The 16,708-nt window shown below is 53.5% G+C and carries 17 protein-coding genes; 9 read left to right on the plus strand and 8 right to left on the minus strand.

What is annotated here, in order from left to right; translation table 11 throughout:
- The first annotated feature begins 114 nt into the window (after nucleotides 1–114).
- The 3 genes from IE090_RS01225 (at nucleotide 115) to IE090_RS01235 (ending at nucleotide 4,676) form a co-directional block, all read left to right on the plus strand.
- Nucleotides 115–348, plus strand: a complete 234-nt coding sequence (locus IE090_RS01225) for a hypothetical protein (protein WP_189386521.1) — start codon at nucleotides 115–117, stop codon at nucleotides 346–348.
- Entirely contained in the window at nucleotides 339–1,820 is a 1,482-nt protein-coding gene (locus IE090_RS01230; RefSeq protein ID WP_189386522.1) for a PepSY-associated TM helix domain-containing protein, read from the plus strand. Before IE090_RS01225 ends, IE090_RS01230 begins: the two co-directional genes overlap by 10 nt.
- 426 nt (nucleotides 1,821–2,246) lie before the next feature.
- A complete protein-coding gene (locus IE090_RS01235; protein ID WP_189386523.1) occupies nucleotides 2,247–4,676 on the plus strand; it encodes a TonB-dependent siderophore receptor in 2,430 nt (809 codons plus the stop codon).
- Nucleotides 4,677–4,724: 48 nt separating this feature from the next.
- On the opposite strand, the gene IE090_RS01240 is transcribed toward IE090_RS01235, so the two are convergent.
- From IE090_RS01240 to lexA, 7 genes are all read right to left on the minus strand, one after another.
- Nucleotides 4,725–6,404 (minus strand): methyl-accepting chemotaxis protein, encoded by a 1,680-nt coding sequence (locus IE090_RS01240; protein WP_189386524.1) that lies wholly within the window; start codon nucleotides 6,402–6,404, stop codon nucleotides 4,725–4,727.
- Nucleotides 6,398–6,847 (minus strand): BLUF domain-containing protein, encoded by a 450-nt coding sequence (locus IE090_RS01245; protein ID WP_229815314.1) that lies wholly within the window; start codon nucleotides 6,845–6,847, stop codon nucleotides 6,398–6,400. Before IE090_RS01245 ends, IE090_RS01240 begins: the two co-directional genes overlap by 7 nt.
- A 179-nt stretch (nucleotides 6,848–7,026) precedes the next feature.
- Nucleotides 7,027–7,572 (minus strand): DUF2058 domain-containing protein, encoded by a 546-nt coding sequence (locus tag IE090_RS01250; RefSeq protein WP_189386525.1) that lies wholly within the window; start codon nucleotides 7,570–7,572, stop codon nucleotides 7,027–7,029.
- A 3-nt stretch (nucleotides 7,573–7,575) separates the two neighbouring features.
- A complete protein-coding gene (locus IE090_RS01255; RefSeq protein WP_229815316.1) occupies nucleotides 7,576–8,649 on the minus strand; it encodes a 5-(carboxyamino)imidazole ribonucleotide synthase in 1,074 nt (357 codons plus the stop codon).
- 23 nt (nucleotides 8,650–8,672) lie between these two features.
- Nucleotides 8,673–9,167, minus strand: a complete 495-nt coding sequence (gene purE, locus IE090_RS01260; protein ID WP_189386526.1) for a 5-(carboxyamino)imidazole ribonucleotide mutase — start codon at nucleotides 9,165–9,167, stop codon at nucleotides 8,673–8,675.
- A 67-nt stretch (nucleotides 9,168–9,234) separates the two neighbouring features.
- Nucleotides 9,235–9,660, minus strand: coding sequence for a SulA-like leucine-rich domain-containing protein (locus IE090_RS01265; protein WP_189386527.1), 426 nt, complete (start codon nucleotides 9,658–9,660; stop codon nucleotides 9,235–9,237).
- Nucleotides 9,661–9,677: 17 nt separating this feature from the next.
- Nucleotides 9,678–10,274: a transcriptional repressor LexA gene (gene lexA, locus IE090_RS01270; RefSeq protein ID WP_189386528.1), complete on the minus strand. Its 597-nt coding sequence runs from the start codon at nucleotides 10,272–10,274 to the stop codon at nucleotides 9,678–9,680.
- Nucleotides 10,275–10,454: 180 nt separating this feature from the next.
- Between lexA and IE090_RS01275 the strand changes: the two genes are divergently transcribed.
- The 6 genes from IE090_RS01275 (at nucleotide 10,455) to choX (ending at nucleotide 15,694) form a co-directional block, all read left to right on the plus strand.
- A complete protein-coding gene (locus IE090_RS01275; RefSeq protein ID WP_189386529.1) occupies nucleotides 10,455–11,087 on the plus strand; it encodes a TetR/AcrR family transcriptional regulator in 633 nt (210 codons plus the stop codon).
- Nucleotides 11,088–11,147: 60 nt separating this feature from the next.
- Nucleotides 11,148–11,678, plus strand: coding sequence for a L,D-transpeptidase (locus IE090_RS01280; RefSeq protein ID WP_189386530.1), 531 nt, complete (start codon nucleotides 11,148–11,150; stop codon nucleotides 11,676–11,678).
- Entirely contained in the window at nucleotides 11,660–12,703 is a 1,044-nt protein-coding gene (gene nagZ, locus IE090_RS01285) for a beta-N-acetylhexosaminidase (protein ID WP_189386531.1), read from the plus strand. The genes IE090_RS01280 and nagZ overlap by 19 nt, the downstream gene beginning before the upstream one ends.
- A gap of 30 nt (nucleotides 12,704–12,733) precedes the next feature.
- Nucleotides 12,734–13,486: an S-methyl-5'-thioinosine phosphorylase gene (locus tag IE090_RS01290; RefSeq protein WP_189386532.1), complete on the plus strand. Its 753-nt coding sequence runs from the start codon at nucleotides 12,734–12,736 to the stop codon at nucleotides 13,484–13,486.
- Between the two features lie 174 nt (nucleotides 13,487–13,660).
- Complete coding sequence (locus IE090_RS01295; RefSeq protein WP_189386533.1) at nucleotides 13,661–14,596, plus strand: glycine betaine ABC transporter substrate-binding protein; 936 nt, start codon at nucleotides 13,661–13,663, stop codon at nucleotides 14,594–14,596.
- Between the two features lie 153 nt (nucleotides 14,597–14,749).
- Nucleotides 14,750–15,694, plus strand: coding sequence for a choline ABC transporter substrate-binding protein (choX, locus tag IE090_RS01300; RefSeq protein ID WP_189386534.1), 945 nt, complete (start codon nucleotides 14,750–14,752; stop codon nucleotides 15,692–15,694).
- Between the two features lie 13 nt (nucleotides 15,695–15,707).
- On the opposite strand, the gene IE090_RS01305 is transcribed toward choX, so the two are convergent.
- Complete coding sequence (locus tag IE090_RS01305) at nucleotides 15,708–16,499, minus strand: tetratricopeptide repeat protein (protein WP_189386535.1); 792 nt, start codon at nucleotides 16,497–16,499, stop codon at nucleotides 15,708–15,710.
- Nucleotides 16,500–16,708 lie beyond the last annotated feature (209 nt).

Genomic DNA, 16,708 nt, shown 5'->3' on the forward strand with positions numbered 1-16,708 from the left:
TGACTATAATGCGCCGCTAATTGATAGTGATTTTCAGGTGCATTCTTGTTCTCTCTTGATAGTGTGCTGTCGAGCACGTTCAGGCCAGGTAGCGCTCGCTGGGCGGTAGCGCATATGCTGCCCGCTCTGCTGCTGTCTTATGGGGTCACGGCTTTGCTGTCGGCTGCCTTATCGTGGTTGTTGGCCCACTGGTGGAACCCAGCTCAGGTAGTGATGGCATTATTGGTGCTCTCGCTGGCTTTTTATACCGTTATCTTTTGTTATTTGATCAGTCGTCCTCAACCTGGGCCGGCATTATTGCTAGCGGCGATGATGACGGCATTAGCCGGGGGCTGGCTATGGCAGTAGTGCGCTGGCGCCAAAGCCTCAATGGTGTGCATACTTGGCTAGGATTGCTGTGCGGCTGGTGGCTATTTTTTATGTTTGTCACCGGTACCCTCGGCTATTTAGATGTGCAATTGGATCATTGGCTGCAACCCAAACTGGTATCACAGCGATCATTACCGGCCGAGCAGATGTTGCCGGAGGTTGAGCGTCATCTGCAGCAACAGTCGGCCCAGCAGTGGCGGGTTCAGTTGCCTGTGGGTCAGCAACGGCCGTTCTACGAGGTCGATTGGCGTGCTGAAGAGCGACAATCAGCCATATTGCAAGCGATTGATGGCGATTGGCAGTGGTTGCCAACGCCACAGTGGGGCGGACAATGGTTGTATCAATTACATTACCGTTTTCATTACCTGGGGCGCGATGTTGCCCGTACTCTGGCTTGCATTTTGTCTGCTTGGCTGCTGCTAGTGTTGATTAGCGGCATTGTGGTGCATAAAAAAATCCTCCAAGAAATGCTGCTATTGCGCTCAGATAAAGGGCTGCGTAGCTGGTTGGACGGCCATAACCTATTGGCTGTCACGGCGTTGCCGTTTTATCTCGTTATGGCGTACAGCGGTTTGCTGTTTTATGGCTCATCCGTTTGGCCTGGCACGGTGGCGGCTGGGTTTGATTTTGCTGAGGATGCGCGTTCGCAGTACTTTGCTGGTGTGCGTCAGCCCGTGCCTGAAAGTACGGAACTGTTGCCAGCTGAAGGGATTTCGCTGCTGCAGCTTTACCAGCAAGCACGGCAGCATTGGGGCCGGCATGGCGTATCTGATATACGGCTTGATTGGTCCACTGGCATGGCGCGTTTGAGTGGACCAGATGAGGGTATTGTACGTGGCGGTTCGCTTGCCTATGTCGACTTGAGCACTGGTGAATGGTTGCCACAAGAGGTCGGCATGCCTTGGGGGCAAACACTGCAACAGGCGTTGTTTGGCTTGCACGAAGGTCTGTTTGCAGCACCTTGGTTGCGTTTCTTATATGTGCTGGCGGGTGTTTTGGGTTGTATTTTGATCGCCAGTGGTCATGTCATTTGGCTGCGCAAACGCGAGCGTCGGCGTGATCGTTGGTGGTATCTAGTACGAGTATTGAATTTGGCCAGCTTTGCTGGCTTACCTGCGGCCATTGCATGTTTTTTATTGTTACTGCGTGGGGCTGAGGTCTCTCTACACATTGCCCAAGACGGTTTGTTTGTCGCCTGGTTGCTCCTGACGGTGGCTGCTGTTCGTTGTCCTCCTGCCAGCCTGTATGGTTTGGCAGCGCTTGCTTGGTGGATGGTGGCGCTCATTGATTGGTGGCAAGCGCCTTGGAGCTGTTGGCAGGCGTTGGTTCGCTTAGATGGGGATTGGTTGGCTGTGCAGTTGTTGGCCTGGCTGGCTGCACTGGCACTCAGTGTCATTGCTTGGCAACACAGACGCCAGAGCGTTAAAGGAGATCAGTCATGCTTAGCCTGATATTGCTGTGGTTCGCGTGTGTGTTTGGCTGTGGTTGTGGCAATCGACAGCGCAAATGTTTAGGTCTGAAGCGTCCCCAGCGACGGCTGCGACAGCTCTGGCAAGGGTTAGCTTGGGGATGCTGTTTGTTGGCCGTTTTGGGGCTAAGTCAGTACCACAGCATAGGGGTAGCTGCTGTAATCGCGCTTGGTCAGTTCATGCTGGTCGGCATGCTGGTTGGATTGAGCCTGGCGTGGTGGCCTAGTGGATGTCGCTGGTGTTTGCAGCTGGCTGGCGCCAAGCTTAATCGGCGCCTTTAAAGACAACGGTTGATCTCAGTGCCATATGAGAATGAGTTTATTATTATAAGTTTTTAATAATTATTTGCATTTGATTTTATTGTCAGCATAATGGCGGCGTTTTTGTCTAACCACAGGACGCAGTTCTATGCCTGCACGACTAACGGCGCTTTTCTTGCGCCATCCTCTGAGTATCACCATTCAACACGTTTCCGTATTGGCCTGTTTGGGGCTTTCCGTGACGACGCAAGCGCAGGATGCGACAGAGTTAGCACAGGTCACAGTGACCGGCATGGACGAACGCTTGCCCCCTCAAGTTGGCTCAACGGCGACCAAATCGTCGATGAGTTTGCTACAAACCCCAGCGGCGACGGTGGTTATTGATCGTGAGCTGCTCGATAGCCAAGGGGCTCACACACTGCAAGACAGTATTCGCAACATCAGTGGTATTAGCCAAGCCGGTAATAACTATGGCATTGGCGATAACCTAGTGATTCGCGGTCTAGGGGTGAACTATGCGCTAGATGGCATGTATGCAGGTGGTGGCTTGGGCAATACCTACAACCCGACGCGCTCGATGCTAAATATTGATCGGGTGGAAGTGCTCAAAGGCCCAGCGACGGGCCTGTATGGCATTGGTGAAGCCGGTGGTGTGATCAATCTGATTGAGAAGCAGCCGCAAAACCAGGCTCACACTGAAGTGTCTGCCAACGCCGGGCGCTGGAATGAATGGGGTGCCTCAGTTGATACCACGGCACCAATCAACGATCGCGTTGCGTATCGTTTGGTTGCCGGACACCAGCAAAGCGATGGTTATCGGGATTTGTCGTCGGAGCGCAGCGAGGCCTATGGCAGCGTGCGTTGGCAAGTGAATAACAAACACCAGTTACGCTTTAGCATGGCGTACATCGATGACAGCGTGCAGATCGACTCCGTCGGCCATCCGGTGCGCATTATGAACTGGGATAGCACATCGGCTTCACCGGGCAGTGTCAATGCCGATGACTTACCGAATGATGTCGACGGCGACGGTGATGGCATCCTTGGCTTACAGCTAAGCGCCGAGCAGCGCCAGCAGCTGGCGGACAGTATTCGCGCCAGCGATGGTTTGGAGCCCTACGATTTGGGCAGTGCGTCACTGATTTCGCCCTTGTCTGAGCCGAATGAGGGCACTGAGCAACGTTTCAAATTGATTCATGAGTGGCATGGTCACAGTGGTTGGTCATTGGTGCACCAGTTGCAGCAGCGCAGCTATGAATCCGAGTTTGTGCGTCAAACGGGTGCTTACAACTATGTGTACTGGAATCGCCGTGGTGAAATCAATGCCAACCCGCGCGCGCCTTTGGTGATCGACGGTGAGCTTTATCCATTTGCTGTTCGCCGTCAGGAGTATCGCCGTCAGGTCGTCGACGAGGATAGCTGGCAGTATTTTGCGGATATTTCAAAAAGCTGGAACTTGGGCGAATTCTCTGGTGAGCACCTGCTCAGTCTGTATCATGATCAGCGCGAGATAAGACTCAAAAGCTGGTCTGCCTATGATGCCGATGGCAGCGATGGCAGTAATCCGATTCCTTATATCTTGGACATGCGCGATGCCAACTGGCCGAGCGGCGATTTTATGGACTACGACCATAGCCTACGCAGCCATTACAACAAAGAGCTGATCGCCCAGGGTGTGAGTGCGCAAGAGGTCTTCTATTGGGCTGACCGCCTGACCGCACGTATCGGTCTGGCGCATACTCGTCTCGAACAGCGTTATAAACACTTGGGTACCGATCACAGCCCGCAGGCCACGCCAGAAGCGGACACCAGCGACTCTGGTAACACCTTTAATGCTGGCCTGAACTACCGTTGGCTGCCACAGCTGGCAACCTTCGCCAACTATGCCAAAGGTCGCACGGCGTACAGCATTCTTGGCAGTGTGAGCGGCGAGGATGACCGTCCAGACTCTGAGTCACAATCGCTGGATATCGGGTTGCGCTGGGCGGCGCTGGCGGGGCGTATCAATGGCTCGCTGGTGTGGTTTGATACCCGTCGCACCAACCTGCGTTACGCCAACCCAGAGTATAATGACAACCCAGACGATGCCGATTACAACGTCGATGTACGCCAGTACTTCTATGACGATGAAGATAAAACTCGTGGCTATGAGCTGGACCTAGCGCTGGCTTTGGCAGAGCGTTGGCAGCTCAGCATGAATGCCACCTATCAAAAAGCTGAGCAAATACGCAGTGGTGAAAACCTAGGGCAGGTAAAGGGTATTCCAAAACGCTTTGCTAATCTTTGGGCGCGCTACAGCTTGCCTTTAAGCCAACTGCCGGCGCCACTCACACTAGCGGTAGGGGTACAGTATGAAGATGAACGCACCATTAACTCATCGTCCTTCGGCGTTGATGAGGCTGTGGTGCCAGAATACACGCGCTTTGACGCCGCCATCAGCTACGACCATGAGCAACTGGCCTTGCAGTTGAATCTGAATAATCTGACTGACGAGACATACTACAGCAAGCCCATGTTCCTTGGCGGTCAGCCGGGCGATCCGCGCAATGTGACGGTATCGGCTAAGTATCGTTTTTAGCGGTTTCTGTTAATCATCAAGAGCGGAATAACGGCACCATAGGTGCCGTTATTCCGTTTTAAAACGGTTCAATTTGGTGTGTAGGTCAATGAGTCGCATGGCGATGTTTTCATTGGCGGCATGGGTTTCTTTTGCGCCTTGGGTGGTAATCTCAGCCAGATCGCTAATGCTGTTGAGGTTTTGGTTTATTTCAATGGCCACGCTGGCTTGCTCTTCCGCGGCGGCGGCAATTTGATGGTTAAGGTCCGTTATTTGATTAACGGCTTGCGCAGCTTGCTCGAACGTGGTGGCGGTTGCCTGGCTTTGCTGTAAACATTCCTCGCTGGCTTGCTGACCAGAGCGCATGCTATTGACGGCATTATTGGCCTCGGTTTGCAGGCGTTGCACCAGTTTTTGAATGTCTTCGGTGGATGACTGAGTGCGCTGTGCCAGAGAACGCACCTCATCAGCGACGACCGCGAATCCTCGTCCTTGTTCGCCTGCGCGAGCCGCTTCAATGGCAGCATTCAGTGCTAGCAAGTTGGTTTGTTCCGCAATGCTTTGAATGGTGTCTAATACCGCGGCGATGTTGCGGGTTTCTTCTACCAGGGCCGATACCACAGCGGAAGCGTTGTCGACCTCTTGTGCTAAGCGGTTGATGGTCGTTTGCGTTACTTCCGCTCCTTCACGACCATTCAAGACCTGATTACGTACTTGTTCCGTAACATCCGAGGCATTGTTGGAGCTACGCGCGACGTCCTCGGTGGTGGCGCTCATTTCATTGACGGCCGTGGCAACTTGTTCGGTTTCTACGTATTGGCGCTCGACGTTTTCTAGCGTGTCGCGCATGATGCGCAGCGCTGTTTCAGAAGATTTTCCCAGTTCGTTGGCGTTATTGCTGGTGGCGATAATGAGCTGGCGCAAAACCGATAGAAAGCGGTTAAAGTCGCGTCCGATCTGGCTTAACTCGCTATTGCCGCTGTCGTCCAAAGTCTGGGTGAGATCGCCATCGCCGTCGGCGATGTGCTTCAGGCGCGTACTCATCTGTTGCAAAGGTTTAACAATGCTCGTGCTGATCAACCAAGATAAGGCGCCTCCCAGCAGTAAAGCGGTTAGTAGCAGTATCAGTAGGTTTTGTATGCCTTGCTGTTCGGCTATATCGGCCCGCTGTGCTGCCTGTAGGGTCAGTTGTCGTACTTGCTGAGAAGCACTTTGCACTTTGGCGTCGAGTGTGAGCTGCTGTTGCTCCAACGTTTTGATGGCCCCTGCAGCTGCCTGAACGCCTTGCTGTTGCGCTTGTTGCAGCAGTGAGTTGCGCTGCTGGCTGAGACTGCGCCCTTGCTGCTGTGCTTGAGTAAGTAAGCGTTGGGTGGCTTGTAAAACGGCCTGGATATCGCTGTCATGGCTGGCTGCTACTGCTTGGTTTATTTGCTCGCCCAATGTTGCATAGTGTTGTTGAATGCCTTGATCAAGCTGGCTGAGCTGAGCGTTCAAATCATCGCCTTGATGCGTGGATTTGAGGGCGATGGCCAGTAGTATTTGCTCAAACATTAGGCTGCGCTGCTGCTGCTGTTCGCTGAGTTCAGACAGTTGATTGGCTATAGGGACGTCGAACTTGGCAATGTCATGAATTTCTCTGCCGATCTGGCTCATGGTCAGGTAGGCATTGGCACCGGTTAGGAGTACGAGCAGCAGCAGTACGATGGCGAGCAGTGCGACTTTATGGGCGACTTTCAATTGCTTCAGCATGCATGGCGCTCCCGTTCGAGTCGTGCTTTCAGGCGAAAATAATCCAGCATACGAAAGGCAAATGAGGTTTCTGCTTGGCTTAGCTGCTGCTGACTGTCGGCGAACATAAAGTCGGAGTAGCCCTCGACTTTGGCGATTAACTCAGGCGACAGGGGGAAAAAGCCCATCTGCCACTCGGGAAAACTGCGTTGTTGTATGCGTTGGCGTCCGAGAACATGGACATGGTCATGGCGCGCGTCGGTCGTGATCAGATTAAACAAGGGCATGACTTGATCATCATCTCCCTCCAAGGCCTGAATAAAAGTACCGCGACCGTCATAGAGCAGTAGCCCAGTAATGCCCGTCGATTGATTGTTGCGACGGGCAACTCGGAGTAGCTCGGTCAGAGCTAGGTCATCAAAGCGTTGGCGCGAGCGACTGACGTAGAGAAGTTCAATCAGCATAAGCGACTCGTTTGGCCGAAGTGTTTGTTTCTACTGTAGATGTTATGGCGTCTGCTGCCAGTGAGCTTTTGTCACGGGCGCATGTAAACGTCTTTGACAGTGCCGAGCGGGAAGGTCAGAGGAAGGGGCTAAAGGTGAGATGATCGGAGTTGGAAGCGGCGCACAGCGCCGCTGAAGAGTTACCACATCAGATCATCGGGGATTTGATAGGCGGCATACGGATCGTCTTCATCCAGCTGGTCAGCCTTGGCATCAGCGATGTAGATAAAAATATCGCTGTCGCGCTGGCGGATTTTTTCGGTCACGGGCACGGGAATCACCGCGAAGCTGTTATCCAGCTCCATAATGGCTAGCTGGCCGCGGCTCAAACGGTCAAATACCGCTTGGTCGACGTGCAAGGGTTTGACCTTTTTATCTGGGCCAACAAACTGATAGCGCACATCCGCACGTTCACTGACGATGGCATTGCTGGCCACCAATTGGCGTATTTGCGCGGCGATGGCTTTCTTGTGAGCTTGTTGTTCGCGCTGACGATTCAGCTCGCGGTCACGCTCCGCCTTTTGCTTGCGTGCCTGCTCTGCATTGATTTTTGCCTCGTCGACGATGTCTTCTTTGCCGGTACGTTGCAGATGCTGCTGGCGCTTTTTTTCACGTTGCGCTTGCTTGGCTTTTTTATTGTTGACCAAGCCTGAAGCCAACAACTGTTCTTGTAGTGATTTTGCCATGGCTTACCTCATTGGCCAGGTATCGGCCGGTAATACGGCCTGCAATTGATCAATGGTGGCGTCGCGTTGTTGATTACTCTCGGCGACGACGGTGATATGCCCAAGTTTGCGTCCGGCACGTGCTTCTTTACCGTAACTGTGGCGGTGGGCGTGTTGCAACGCCTCCGCTGCCTCGGCCGGCTGTTCGTCACCAATGACATTCAGCATGGCGACACTGGCATGCTTAGGTTGCGTATCGCCCAATGGCAGCCCAGCGATGGCCAGCATATGGTTGCGGAACTGGCTGGTGTGGGCGCCTTCAATGGACCAGTGGCCCGAGTTATGAACCCTAGGGGCCACTTCGTTGGCTACCAGGCCGTTCTTGGTATCAAATAGCTCTAATGTAATGGTGCCGACATAATCCAAGCTGTCGGCGAGCTGGCGAATATAGCGCTCAGCTTGCGCTTGCTTAGCTGCCGTCAACGCTTCAGCTGGGTACAGCGAGTAGCGCAAAATGCCCTCATGGTGGACGTTTTCAGTCATCGGCCAGACCATTAGCTGGCCGTCGGCAGAGCGGCTGGCAATGATTGAGGTCTCGCGCTCAAAGGTGACGAATGCCTCGGCAATGAGTTCACGGCCACCAATCGCATCCCAGGCTTGTTGCGCCTGATCGGCCGTTCGAAGAACGAATTGGCCTTTGCCGTCATAGCCTTCCGTTGTGGTTTTTAGCACCAATGGTAGGCCCAGCTGCTCTATCGCTTGGTGGACATCGGCCAACGAATTAACAGCACGAAAGTCGGCGGTGGCGATGCCAGCAGCACGCAGCGCGCGCTTTTCTAACAAGCGGTCTTGAAAGGTTTTCAAAGCATTGAGACTGGGCCGTAACTTGCTGGCAAAAGGCTGTAATTGAGCGACGATGGCGGCGCTGATGTTTTCTGTCTCAAAGCTGATGCAGTCTACCTGAGCAATAAACTCGTTCAATGAATCGGCGTGATAGGCACGCAAGTCGTAGAGGTGAACATCCAGCTCGGCTAGATCGCTGACACTGGCGGCCAGCATTTGTCCGAGCTGACCGTTGCCGAGAATACCAATTTTCATAGATGGGAAAATCTCTTTGCTACTCAGTCTGTGATGCGCGGATCAGGTTGCTCGAGCACATCGTTGGTCTGCTCCAAACGGAACTGAGCAATGCGTTGTTGCAGTTCCGCATCGTGAGTACCCAGAATCTGGGCGGCCAGCAGCCCCGCATTTTTGGCGCCAGCATCACCGATCGCGAGCGTACCAACGGCGACGCCGCCGGGCATTTGGGCAATAGAAAGCAAAGAATCAAGGCCATTAAGAGCTCGCGATTTAACGGGCACGCCCAAAACTGGGAGTACCGTCTGTGAAGCCACCATGCCAGGCAGATGAGCAGCACCGCCAGCACCGGCAATGATGACTTTGATGCCGCGTTGCTCTGCTTGCTTCGAATAATCGAACAGCAAGTCTGGCGTGCGATGCGCCGATACCACTTTGACTTCGTACTCTACCTGCAGCTTATCGAGCATTTCTGCTGCGTACTGCATAGTGGGCCAGTCACTGCGCGAGCCCATGATAATTCCTACGGTGGCCGCCATGATGTGCACCTCAGTTTGATGAGAAAGCGGCGCATTCTAGCACAGGCTGCTGAGTTGCGGTCATCTCCTAAGCCGCCTCAAGGTGAGTGCGGCGCCGGATGAGTACGACTTCTGTTTGACTGCTGCGGGCGCTGTCTTCTAGTTGCTGGCGCTGAAGCACCGACAGCGGGCCTTGCCACTCGATCAGCAAATGGCTGTTACCGGCATCGATAGCGCGCAGACAGCGCGCAAATTGGTTGTCTAAATGACAATCAAGCTGAATCACGGCCGCCTGATGCAGCCCCAAGCTTTGCAGCCATTGCTTGTTCATTTTGGGGTGTGGGCTCAGCCACAGCAGCCAGCGCTGGCCATGGTTGCACTGTGACAGCAATGGCAGTAGTTGCATCGGGTTGATGGCACTGCCATCACTGAGAATCATCTCGGTCAGGCTACCGCTGGCAGGGAGCTGAGCAAACGCCTGTGGGCGTTGACGAGATAAAGCTGCTGGTTGCATGGGGCCTCCGCGAATTGTTAGCGGCGTATCACGCCGACGTATAAACCTTCGATGGCAAATTCGGTGTTTTTTAGATCCACTTCGATTGGCTCATACACTGGATTTTCAGCATGGAGCCAGACTTTATTACGCTTTTTCTCATAGCGCTTCACAGTGACTTCGTTTTCAACTCGAGCAACGATGATCTCGCCATTGCGCGCGGTATCACGCTTGCTGACGGCAATGTAATCACCATCCAGAATGCCGATGTCTTGCATGCTGTCGCCGTGGACTTCTAACAGGAAGTCTGCAGCCGGCTTAAAAAAGCTGGCGGGAATATCGCAGTACTCTTCGATGTGTTCTTGCGCCAAAATCGGAGAGCCGGCGGCTACCCGGCCAATGATGGGTAGGCCAGGGAGTTCTTCCTCAATAACACGAATGCCACGCGACGCGCCTGGCATAATTGCAATTGCGCCTTTGCGGGCCAAGGCTTTTAAGTGCTCTTCAGCGGCGTTGGGGGAGCGAAACCCGAGCTGTTTGGCAATTTCCGCACGGGTCGGAGGAAAGCCGGTGGCTTCCAGTGAGGTGCGAATAAAATCTAGCACTTGTTGTTGCCGTGCCGTCAGCTTGGTCATGTCACTTTCCATCTGGTTATTTATACAGTGTCTGTGAATATATACAGTATTGGTGGCAGTGTAAACCGAGTGGGTAGGTGTTCTTCGGCTTGTTTGGGGGCAGCTCGTACGCAATTCATAGACTTGCGCACGTACTGTTTTAAACGTATGTTTGAAACAACCGTTTTTAGAGATGCTGTTATGGCCCAAAAAGACACCGCCAAAGCGATTCTTAATGCTGCTGAAGAATTGTTTTCCGAACGTGGCTTTGCCGAAACGTCACTGCGTAATATCACTACCAAAGCTGGGGTGAATCTGGCTGCAGTTAACTATCACTTTGGCTCAAAAAAGGCACTCATACAGGCGGTCTTTGCGCGTTTTCTCACCCCGTTCAGTGAGGGACTTGAGCAGGATTTGCGTGATTATCAGCAACGTTTGCAGGGGCGACCGCCGCAGTTGGGAGAGCTGCTGCGTTTGTTGTCGTCTGCCTCCATGCGTAGCGGTGGCGATAACCCTAGGCGCTTGGGCATGTTTATGCGTTTACTGGGGCTGGCATACACCCAGGGGCAGGGCCACTTGCGTAAGTTCTTGCGCCATGAGTATGGCACTTTGTTTCGTGAGTATATGGCGTTAATTACTGCAGCGACGCCGGACTTATCCAACGAAGAACGTTTTTGGCGTATTCACTTTATGTTGGGGGCGACGGTATTTACGCTGTCTGGTGCCGATGCGCTGACTGCTATGGCGGAGCATGACCTCGGAACCAGTTCTGATATTGCGCAAGTTGTCGATAAGCTGGTACCTTTCCTTGCGGCAGGCATGACAGCTGCCTAATTTACAGCGAAAACTGTCAAGCATGGCAGTTTTCTGCTTTGTCCTCAGGAATGGCTCCGCATGTTCGAACGCACTGATTTGCCACTAATTGAAGTTTCCATCGCTGACCAAGCTCTGCGCTTATCGACCCCGAAAGCCTGCCATCTTTATCCGGTCTCTACCGCGGCTAAAGGTATGGGGGAGCGCAATGGTAGTCATCAAACGCCGCGTGGCTGGCATCGTGTGCGTGCTTGTATCGGCGAATCTGCGGCGCTGGGTGCGGTCTTTGTCGGCAGGCGAGCGACGGGGGAGATCTATAATCACCGGCTCGCGCAGCAATTCCCCAAGCGTGACTGGATCTTGAGTCGTATTTTGTGGTTACAGGGGCTAGAAGTGGGTTTTAACCGCGGCAATGGGGTCGATAGCCAGCGACGCTATATCTACATTCATGGTACCCCCGACTCTGAACCCATGGGTGAGCCACGCTCTCATGGCTGTATTCGAATGCGTAATAAGGATGTGGTGGCACTGTTTGATCAAGTGCGAGCGGGTACCTTGGTTTGGATACAACCCCACAGCTTTAGCAGTATTCCATGTCGCAACCTGAGTTAACTCCCGATGCTGTTGGCGTCGTAGCGGATTTACAGGGGCCAAAAATACTGCCGAGTGAGCATGCCTTGCTGGCACATCCTTGTTTATCTGGTTTGATTTTGTTTGCACGCAATTATCAAAACCCTCAACAGCTGTGGCGGCTGACCCAAGCAGTGCGCGCTGTTCGCCCAGAGCTGCTGATCTGTATTGATCAGGAAGGGGGCAGAGTGCAGCGCTGTCGAGAAGGTTTTACTCGGCTGCCGCCCATGCTGAGTTTTGAATCCGCATGGCTGCGTCAGCCTGAGCAAACACTGGCCTTGGTGCGCGATGCCGGTTGGCTGATGGCTGTTGAGTTGCTGGCATGCGGTGTCGACTTAAGCTTCGCGCCGGTACTCGATATTGACTATGGCTGCTCACAAGTGATTGGCGATCGGGCTTTTGGGCGCCAGGTGAGCAGTGTTGTGGCTCTGACCAGTGCTTGGGTTGATGGTATGAAAGAGGCGGGCATGGCGGCGACGGGCAAACACTTTCCTGGACACGGCGGTGTGGTTGGCGACTCGCACACCGAACTGCCGCGAGACGCACGCAGCTGGCCCCAGTTAGAGCAGGATTTGCAGCCATTCAAACAGCTGATAGATAGAGGTGTGTTGGAGGCGATCATGCCTGCCCATGTCATCTATCCAGCGTTAGATGCGCATCACACGGCAGGCTTTTCATCGCTTTGGTTACAGGGCATGTTGCGACAGCAGCTCGGTTTTACTGGCATTATTTTCAGTGATGACCTTTCCATGGCTGGTGCGGCTGCGGTGGGCGGTTATGGTGAGCGTGCTCGCCAAGCGATGGCGGCGGGTGCCAATGCTTTGCTGGCCTGCAATGACCCTGATGGCGCCTTACAGGTGTTGGAAACTGTTCGACAGAGTGATCAGCCGCCACTGGCTTTGCAGTCATTGCGGTCGAATCAGCACTGTTATCAGATGGCTAAAGCCGCTAACGTCAGTGATCGGGCGGATGATATCCGTGCTCGACTTCAGGCTCTGATGGCCTAAAATCGACGCCTTTTAACCAGAGGCGCTGTTATGACTATCACGGCCATTGTCGGTGGTACCGGCTTGACCCACCTAGAGGGTTTGGAGTTATGTGCCAAGCCCATCATTACCGAGCTAGGCGAGCCTTCTTCGGTTCCTCAAGTAGGGTGCTGGCATGGTCAGTCCGTCGTATTCTTATCCCGTCATGGGCAACCACATGCCATCGCACCCCATCGCATTAATTACCGCGCCAACATGCTGGCGCTACAGCAATTGGGCGTAACCCGCATTGTCGCGGTTAATGCTGTGGGCGGTATTCATCCGGATATGGGCAGTGGCGCCATTGTCGTGCCACATCAGTTGGTGGATTACACTTGGGGTCGGGAGTCGACCTTTTTTGATGGCGACTTTCGCCCCTTGCAACACATCGATTTGACCCATCCGTATGACGAAACGCTGCGTCATCAGCTACTGCAGGCGGCCGCGAGTGCCGAGATCACAGTGCATGATGGTGCCGTCTATGCCGCCACCCAAGGGCCAAGGCTGGAGACCATTGCTGAAATTCAGCGCCTAGAGCGCGACGGCTGTGATGTAGTCGGTATGACAGGTATGCCAGAAGCGGCATTAGCGCGTGAGCTGGAAATCCCTTACGCCAGTGTTTGCCTCGTGGTTAACCCGGCTGCTGGTAAGTCCAATGAGCTAATTACGATGGAAGACATTCGCGCCGTGCTGGCGGAGGGGATGCAGCAAGTCATCCGCCTTATCGAGCAGTTGCATCTCAATTTTGAAGGCGGCGATTACTGAGACCACTGGGTAATGTGTGGTGAAAAAGTCACGATATTTACGTTAGCTTGATGCTTGATTGTGTTCGACTGTGAACATTGCCCTTTGTGCCTGAGAACCGAGTCACAACCCGCTACAGTAATCAGTGGCACACTTCGCGCCCTTACTGACTGGTCAATTAAAAAAGGTTGTGATATGCGGACATGGTGGTTGTTTTTATCTCTGTGGACATCAACCGTCTTGGCGGAAACAGAGTGTCGCTCGGTGCACTTTGGCATGGTGGATTGGAGTGACTTACGCTCGACGACGGCCGTTGCGTCTGAGCTGTTGAATGAGCTGGGCTATCGGCCGCGTCAGACCGAGTTGGATGAAAACGATATTTACGCTCGGCTGGCAAGTGGTGAACTCGATGTTTTCATGGGGCTGTGGCTGCCTTCCAGTCAGGAGCAGATCGATTCCTATCTGTCACGAGGCCAGATAACCTTGCTGGCCAAGAACATTCCCGAAGCTCGCTACACCATGGCAGTGCCAGATTATGTGTATGAAGCGGGTGTGCGTTCCATTGAAGATATTGGCCCTTATCGTGAAAAGTTTGCTGGTCGGCTACATGGTTTAGAGCAGGGCAACAGTGCTAACGATTACCTCAAAGGGTTGGTTAGCAAGAACCAGTACCGCCTTGGTGGATTTGACGTGATCGAACTACCCGAGCGTTTGATGTTGCGCCAAGTCAACCGCTATCACAAAGATCAACAATGGGTTGCCTTCCTCGCTTGGGAGCCTCATCCAATGAATCAAACCTATCAGGTACGCTACTTAAGCGGTGGTGAAGACTTCTTTGGCAAAGACATGGGGCTGTCTTCCGTGCATACCATCACGCGCTCATCGTTTAGCAGTGAATGCGCCAATGCTGCCAAACTGTTGTCTCAGATCCAGCTACCAGCAGAACAGGTGGCGAGCATTATGGACATGATGATCAACCAATTTGTTCCGGCTGATCGTGCTGCGCGCCATTGGATGTTTACTCATCCTCACCTGGTAACTGAATGGCTTGACGGCGTTGCCATGGCGGATGGTTCGGCCATTAACCTAGAGCAATTGCTGGCCAGCATGGAGTTGCGCATCGGCAACTGATAGCGACACGAGGCGCTGCCTCGTAGCTAATGAATCTCTCCTTCGCCCATGACCGTTAAACGTCATGGGCTTTTTTGTACCCTTTGTCTTGATTTGGCCCTTTTGCTGCTCTTTTAAACTGGTTAGCATCGCCGCCCAAGTATGGGGGGGGATATGAAAAAAATCATTGTAACTGTGATGGGCTTGATAGCAGCCTGTGTGCCTGTGACCAGTTGGGCACAGTGCCAAAGTGTACGCTTTGCGCAAGTGAGCTGGACGGATGTACAAGCAACGACGGCGGTGGCGTCTGAGTTGTTACGGCGTTTGGGCTATGACGTGGAGGTCAAGGAAATGTCGGTGCCGGAAGTTTATAGCTCGCTGGCCGCCAGCGAAGTGGATGCGTTCTTGGGCAACTGGATGCCGAGTATGCAGTCCGTGGTGGCGCCTTACAAGGACAGCGGTGCTGTCGAAGTGCTGGCGGAAAACCTACAGGGGGCGAAGTACACATTGGCCGTGCCGGATTATGTTTACAACGCTGGAGTTCGTCACTTTGAAGACTTGGCGCGCTTTAAGGAGCGCTTTGATGGCCGTATTTATGGCTTAGAAAAGGGCAATGATGGCAACGGCTTGCTGTTTTCTATGATTGAAGCCAACGAGTTTGGTATGGCAGGTTTCGATGTCATGGAGCTGCCAGAGCGCTTAATGTTGCGTCAGGTCGAGCGTCATGTGCGTGACCAGCAGTGGATCGCTTTTTTAGCGTGGGCACCGCACCCCATGAACAACCAGTTTGACCTTCATTACTTAGCGGGTGGTGATGCGTATTTTGGTCCAGATTATGGCGGCGCCACGGTTTATACCAATGTGCGTCGTGGTTTTACCGAGCAATGCCCAAACGCCGCGAAGTTGCTGAGCAATCTGCAGTTTGATGTGCGCATGGAGGGCCAAATGATGGATATGATCCTAAATGAGTTTGTACCCGCTGATCGTGCTGTGCGCGCTTGGATGCACGCCAACCCGCAAGTGGTGTCAACTTGGCTGGACGGCGTGACCAGCCAACAAGGTGAAAGCGTAGATGCCGCACAACTGGCTAAAGCCATGAAGCTGACCTTCGGAAGTTGAAGGTCAGCAGGGTTTACTGGCGGTTAATCAAGGTGGTGATGCGCTTGCTGGCCTCGGTGGCGACGGAGGTTTGATCAAACTCCTGAGTAATCTTACGGAAGTAAGCTAGGGCTTTGTCGTTATCACCATGACGATTATAGGGGCTCATATAAATCAGGCCGAGCTGGTACAGAGCTTTAGCACGCATTTCATCGGAAGAGGCTTTATTGTCATACAGGATAAGGTATACGGTTTCTGCATCCGCGACGCGCTCGTGGGCAATGGCGCGTTCGCTCATTGGCGTCAGCTGGGCATCAAAAGGCGTTTTATCTTGTTGCAACAGCTGACTGCGATCAACGCGTTTGAGTAGCTGCTTGGCGCTGAGATCAACGGCATCCTGTTGGCGTTGAGCCAGAATGGCCAAGCGCTTATCAATACGCGGTTTTAGGCGTGATTCAGGAAACTCGATGCGGTGCTGCTTTAAGTAAGCGCGGGCTTTGTTGTCGTCGCGTTGATCGTTAAAGCGGTTCATATACAGCAGTGCCACTTGGTACAGCGCCAAGGACTTCATGTTCTGGCTGTAATTGGGGGCGCTGTAGCCTTTCATGTAGGTGGCGACGGCTTCTTCCGTCTTGCCGCGCACAATCGCATCGACGGAGTAGGTCAGTAGGTCAGGCTCTTCCTGTAACGCCGCGGCAGCCCTAACTTTGCGATCTTCATCTTTGCGCGCCAGCTGGTGGCCACCCGCCTCCGCGACGATTAAAGGCGTCGTGGCAGCGCACCCAGACAGCGCGGCGGCAATGACGATAATGGCAACTTTGATCATGTTATATCCCTGATCTGGTGTTCAATGGTGGTGAGCTTAGCTGGCCAGGTAAGCTGGCTCTTGTAATAGATCATCAGTGACGTGATGACCACTGGCGTGGCGCAACCCGTCTGATTCTTCAAGCGGCCTCAGTCTAATAGCGGGTTAGAGCTAAGAAAAGGTACAGACAGGCCATCCATGGACAATGAGCGCTCCTTTGATCCCGTATC

Origin of the sequence: Bacterioplanes sanyensis (assembly GCF_014652515.1) — a bacterium.
GTDB lineage: Bacteria > Pseudomonadota > Gammaproteobacteria > Pseudomonadales > Oceanobacteraceae > Bacterioplanes > Bacterioplanes sanyensis.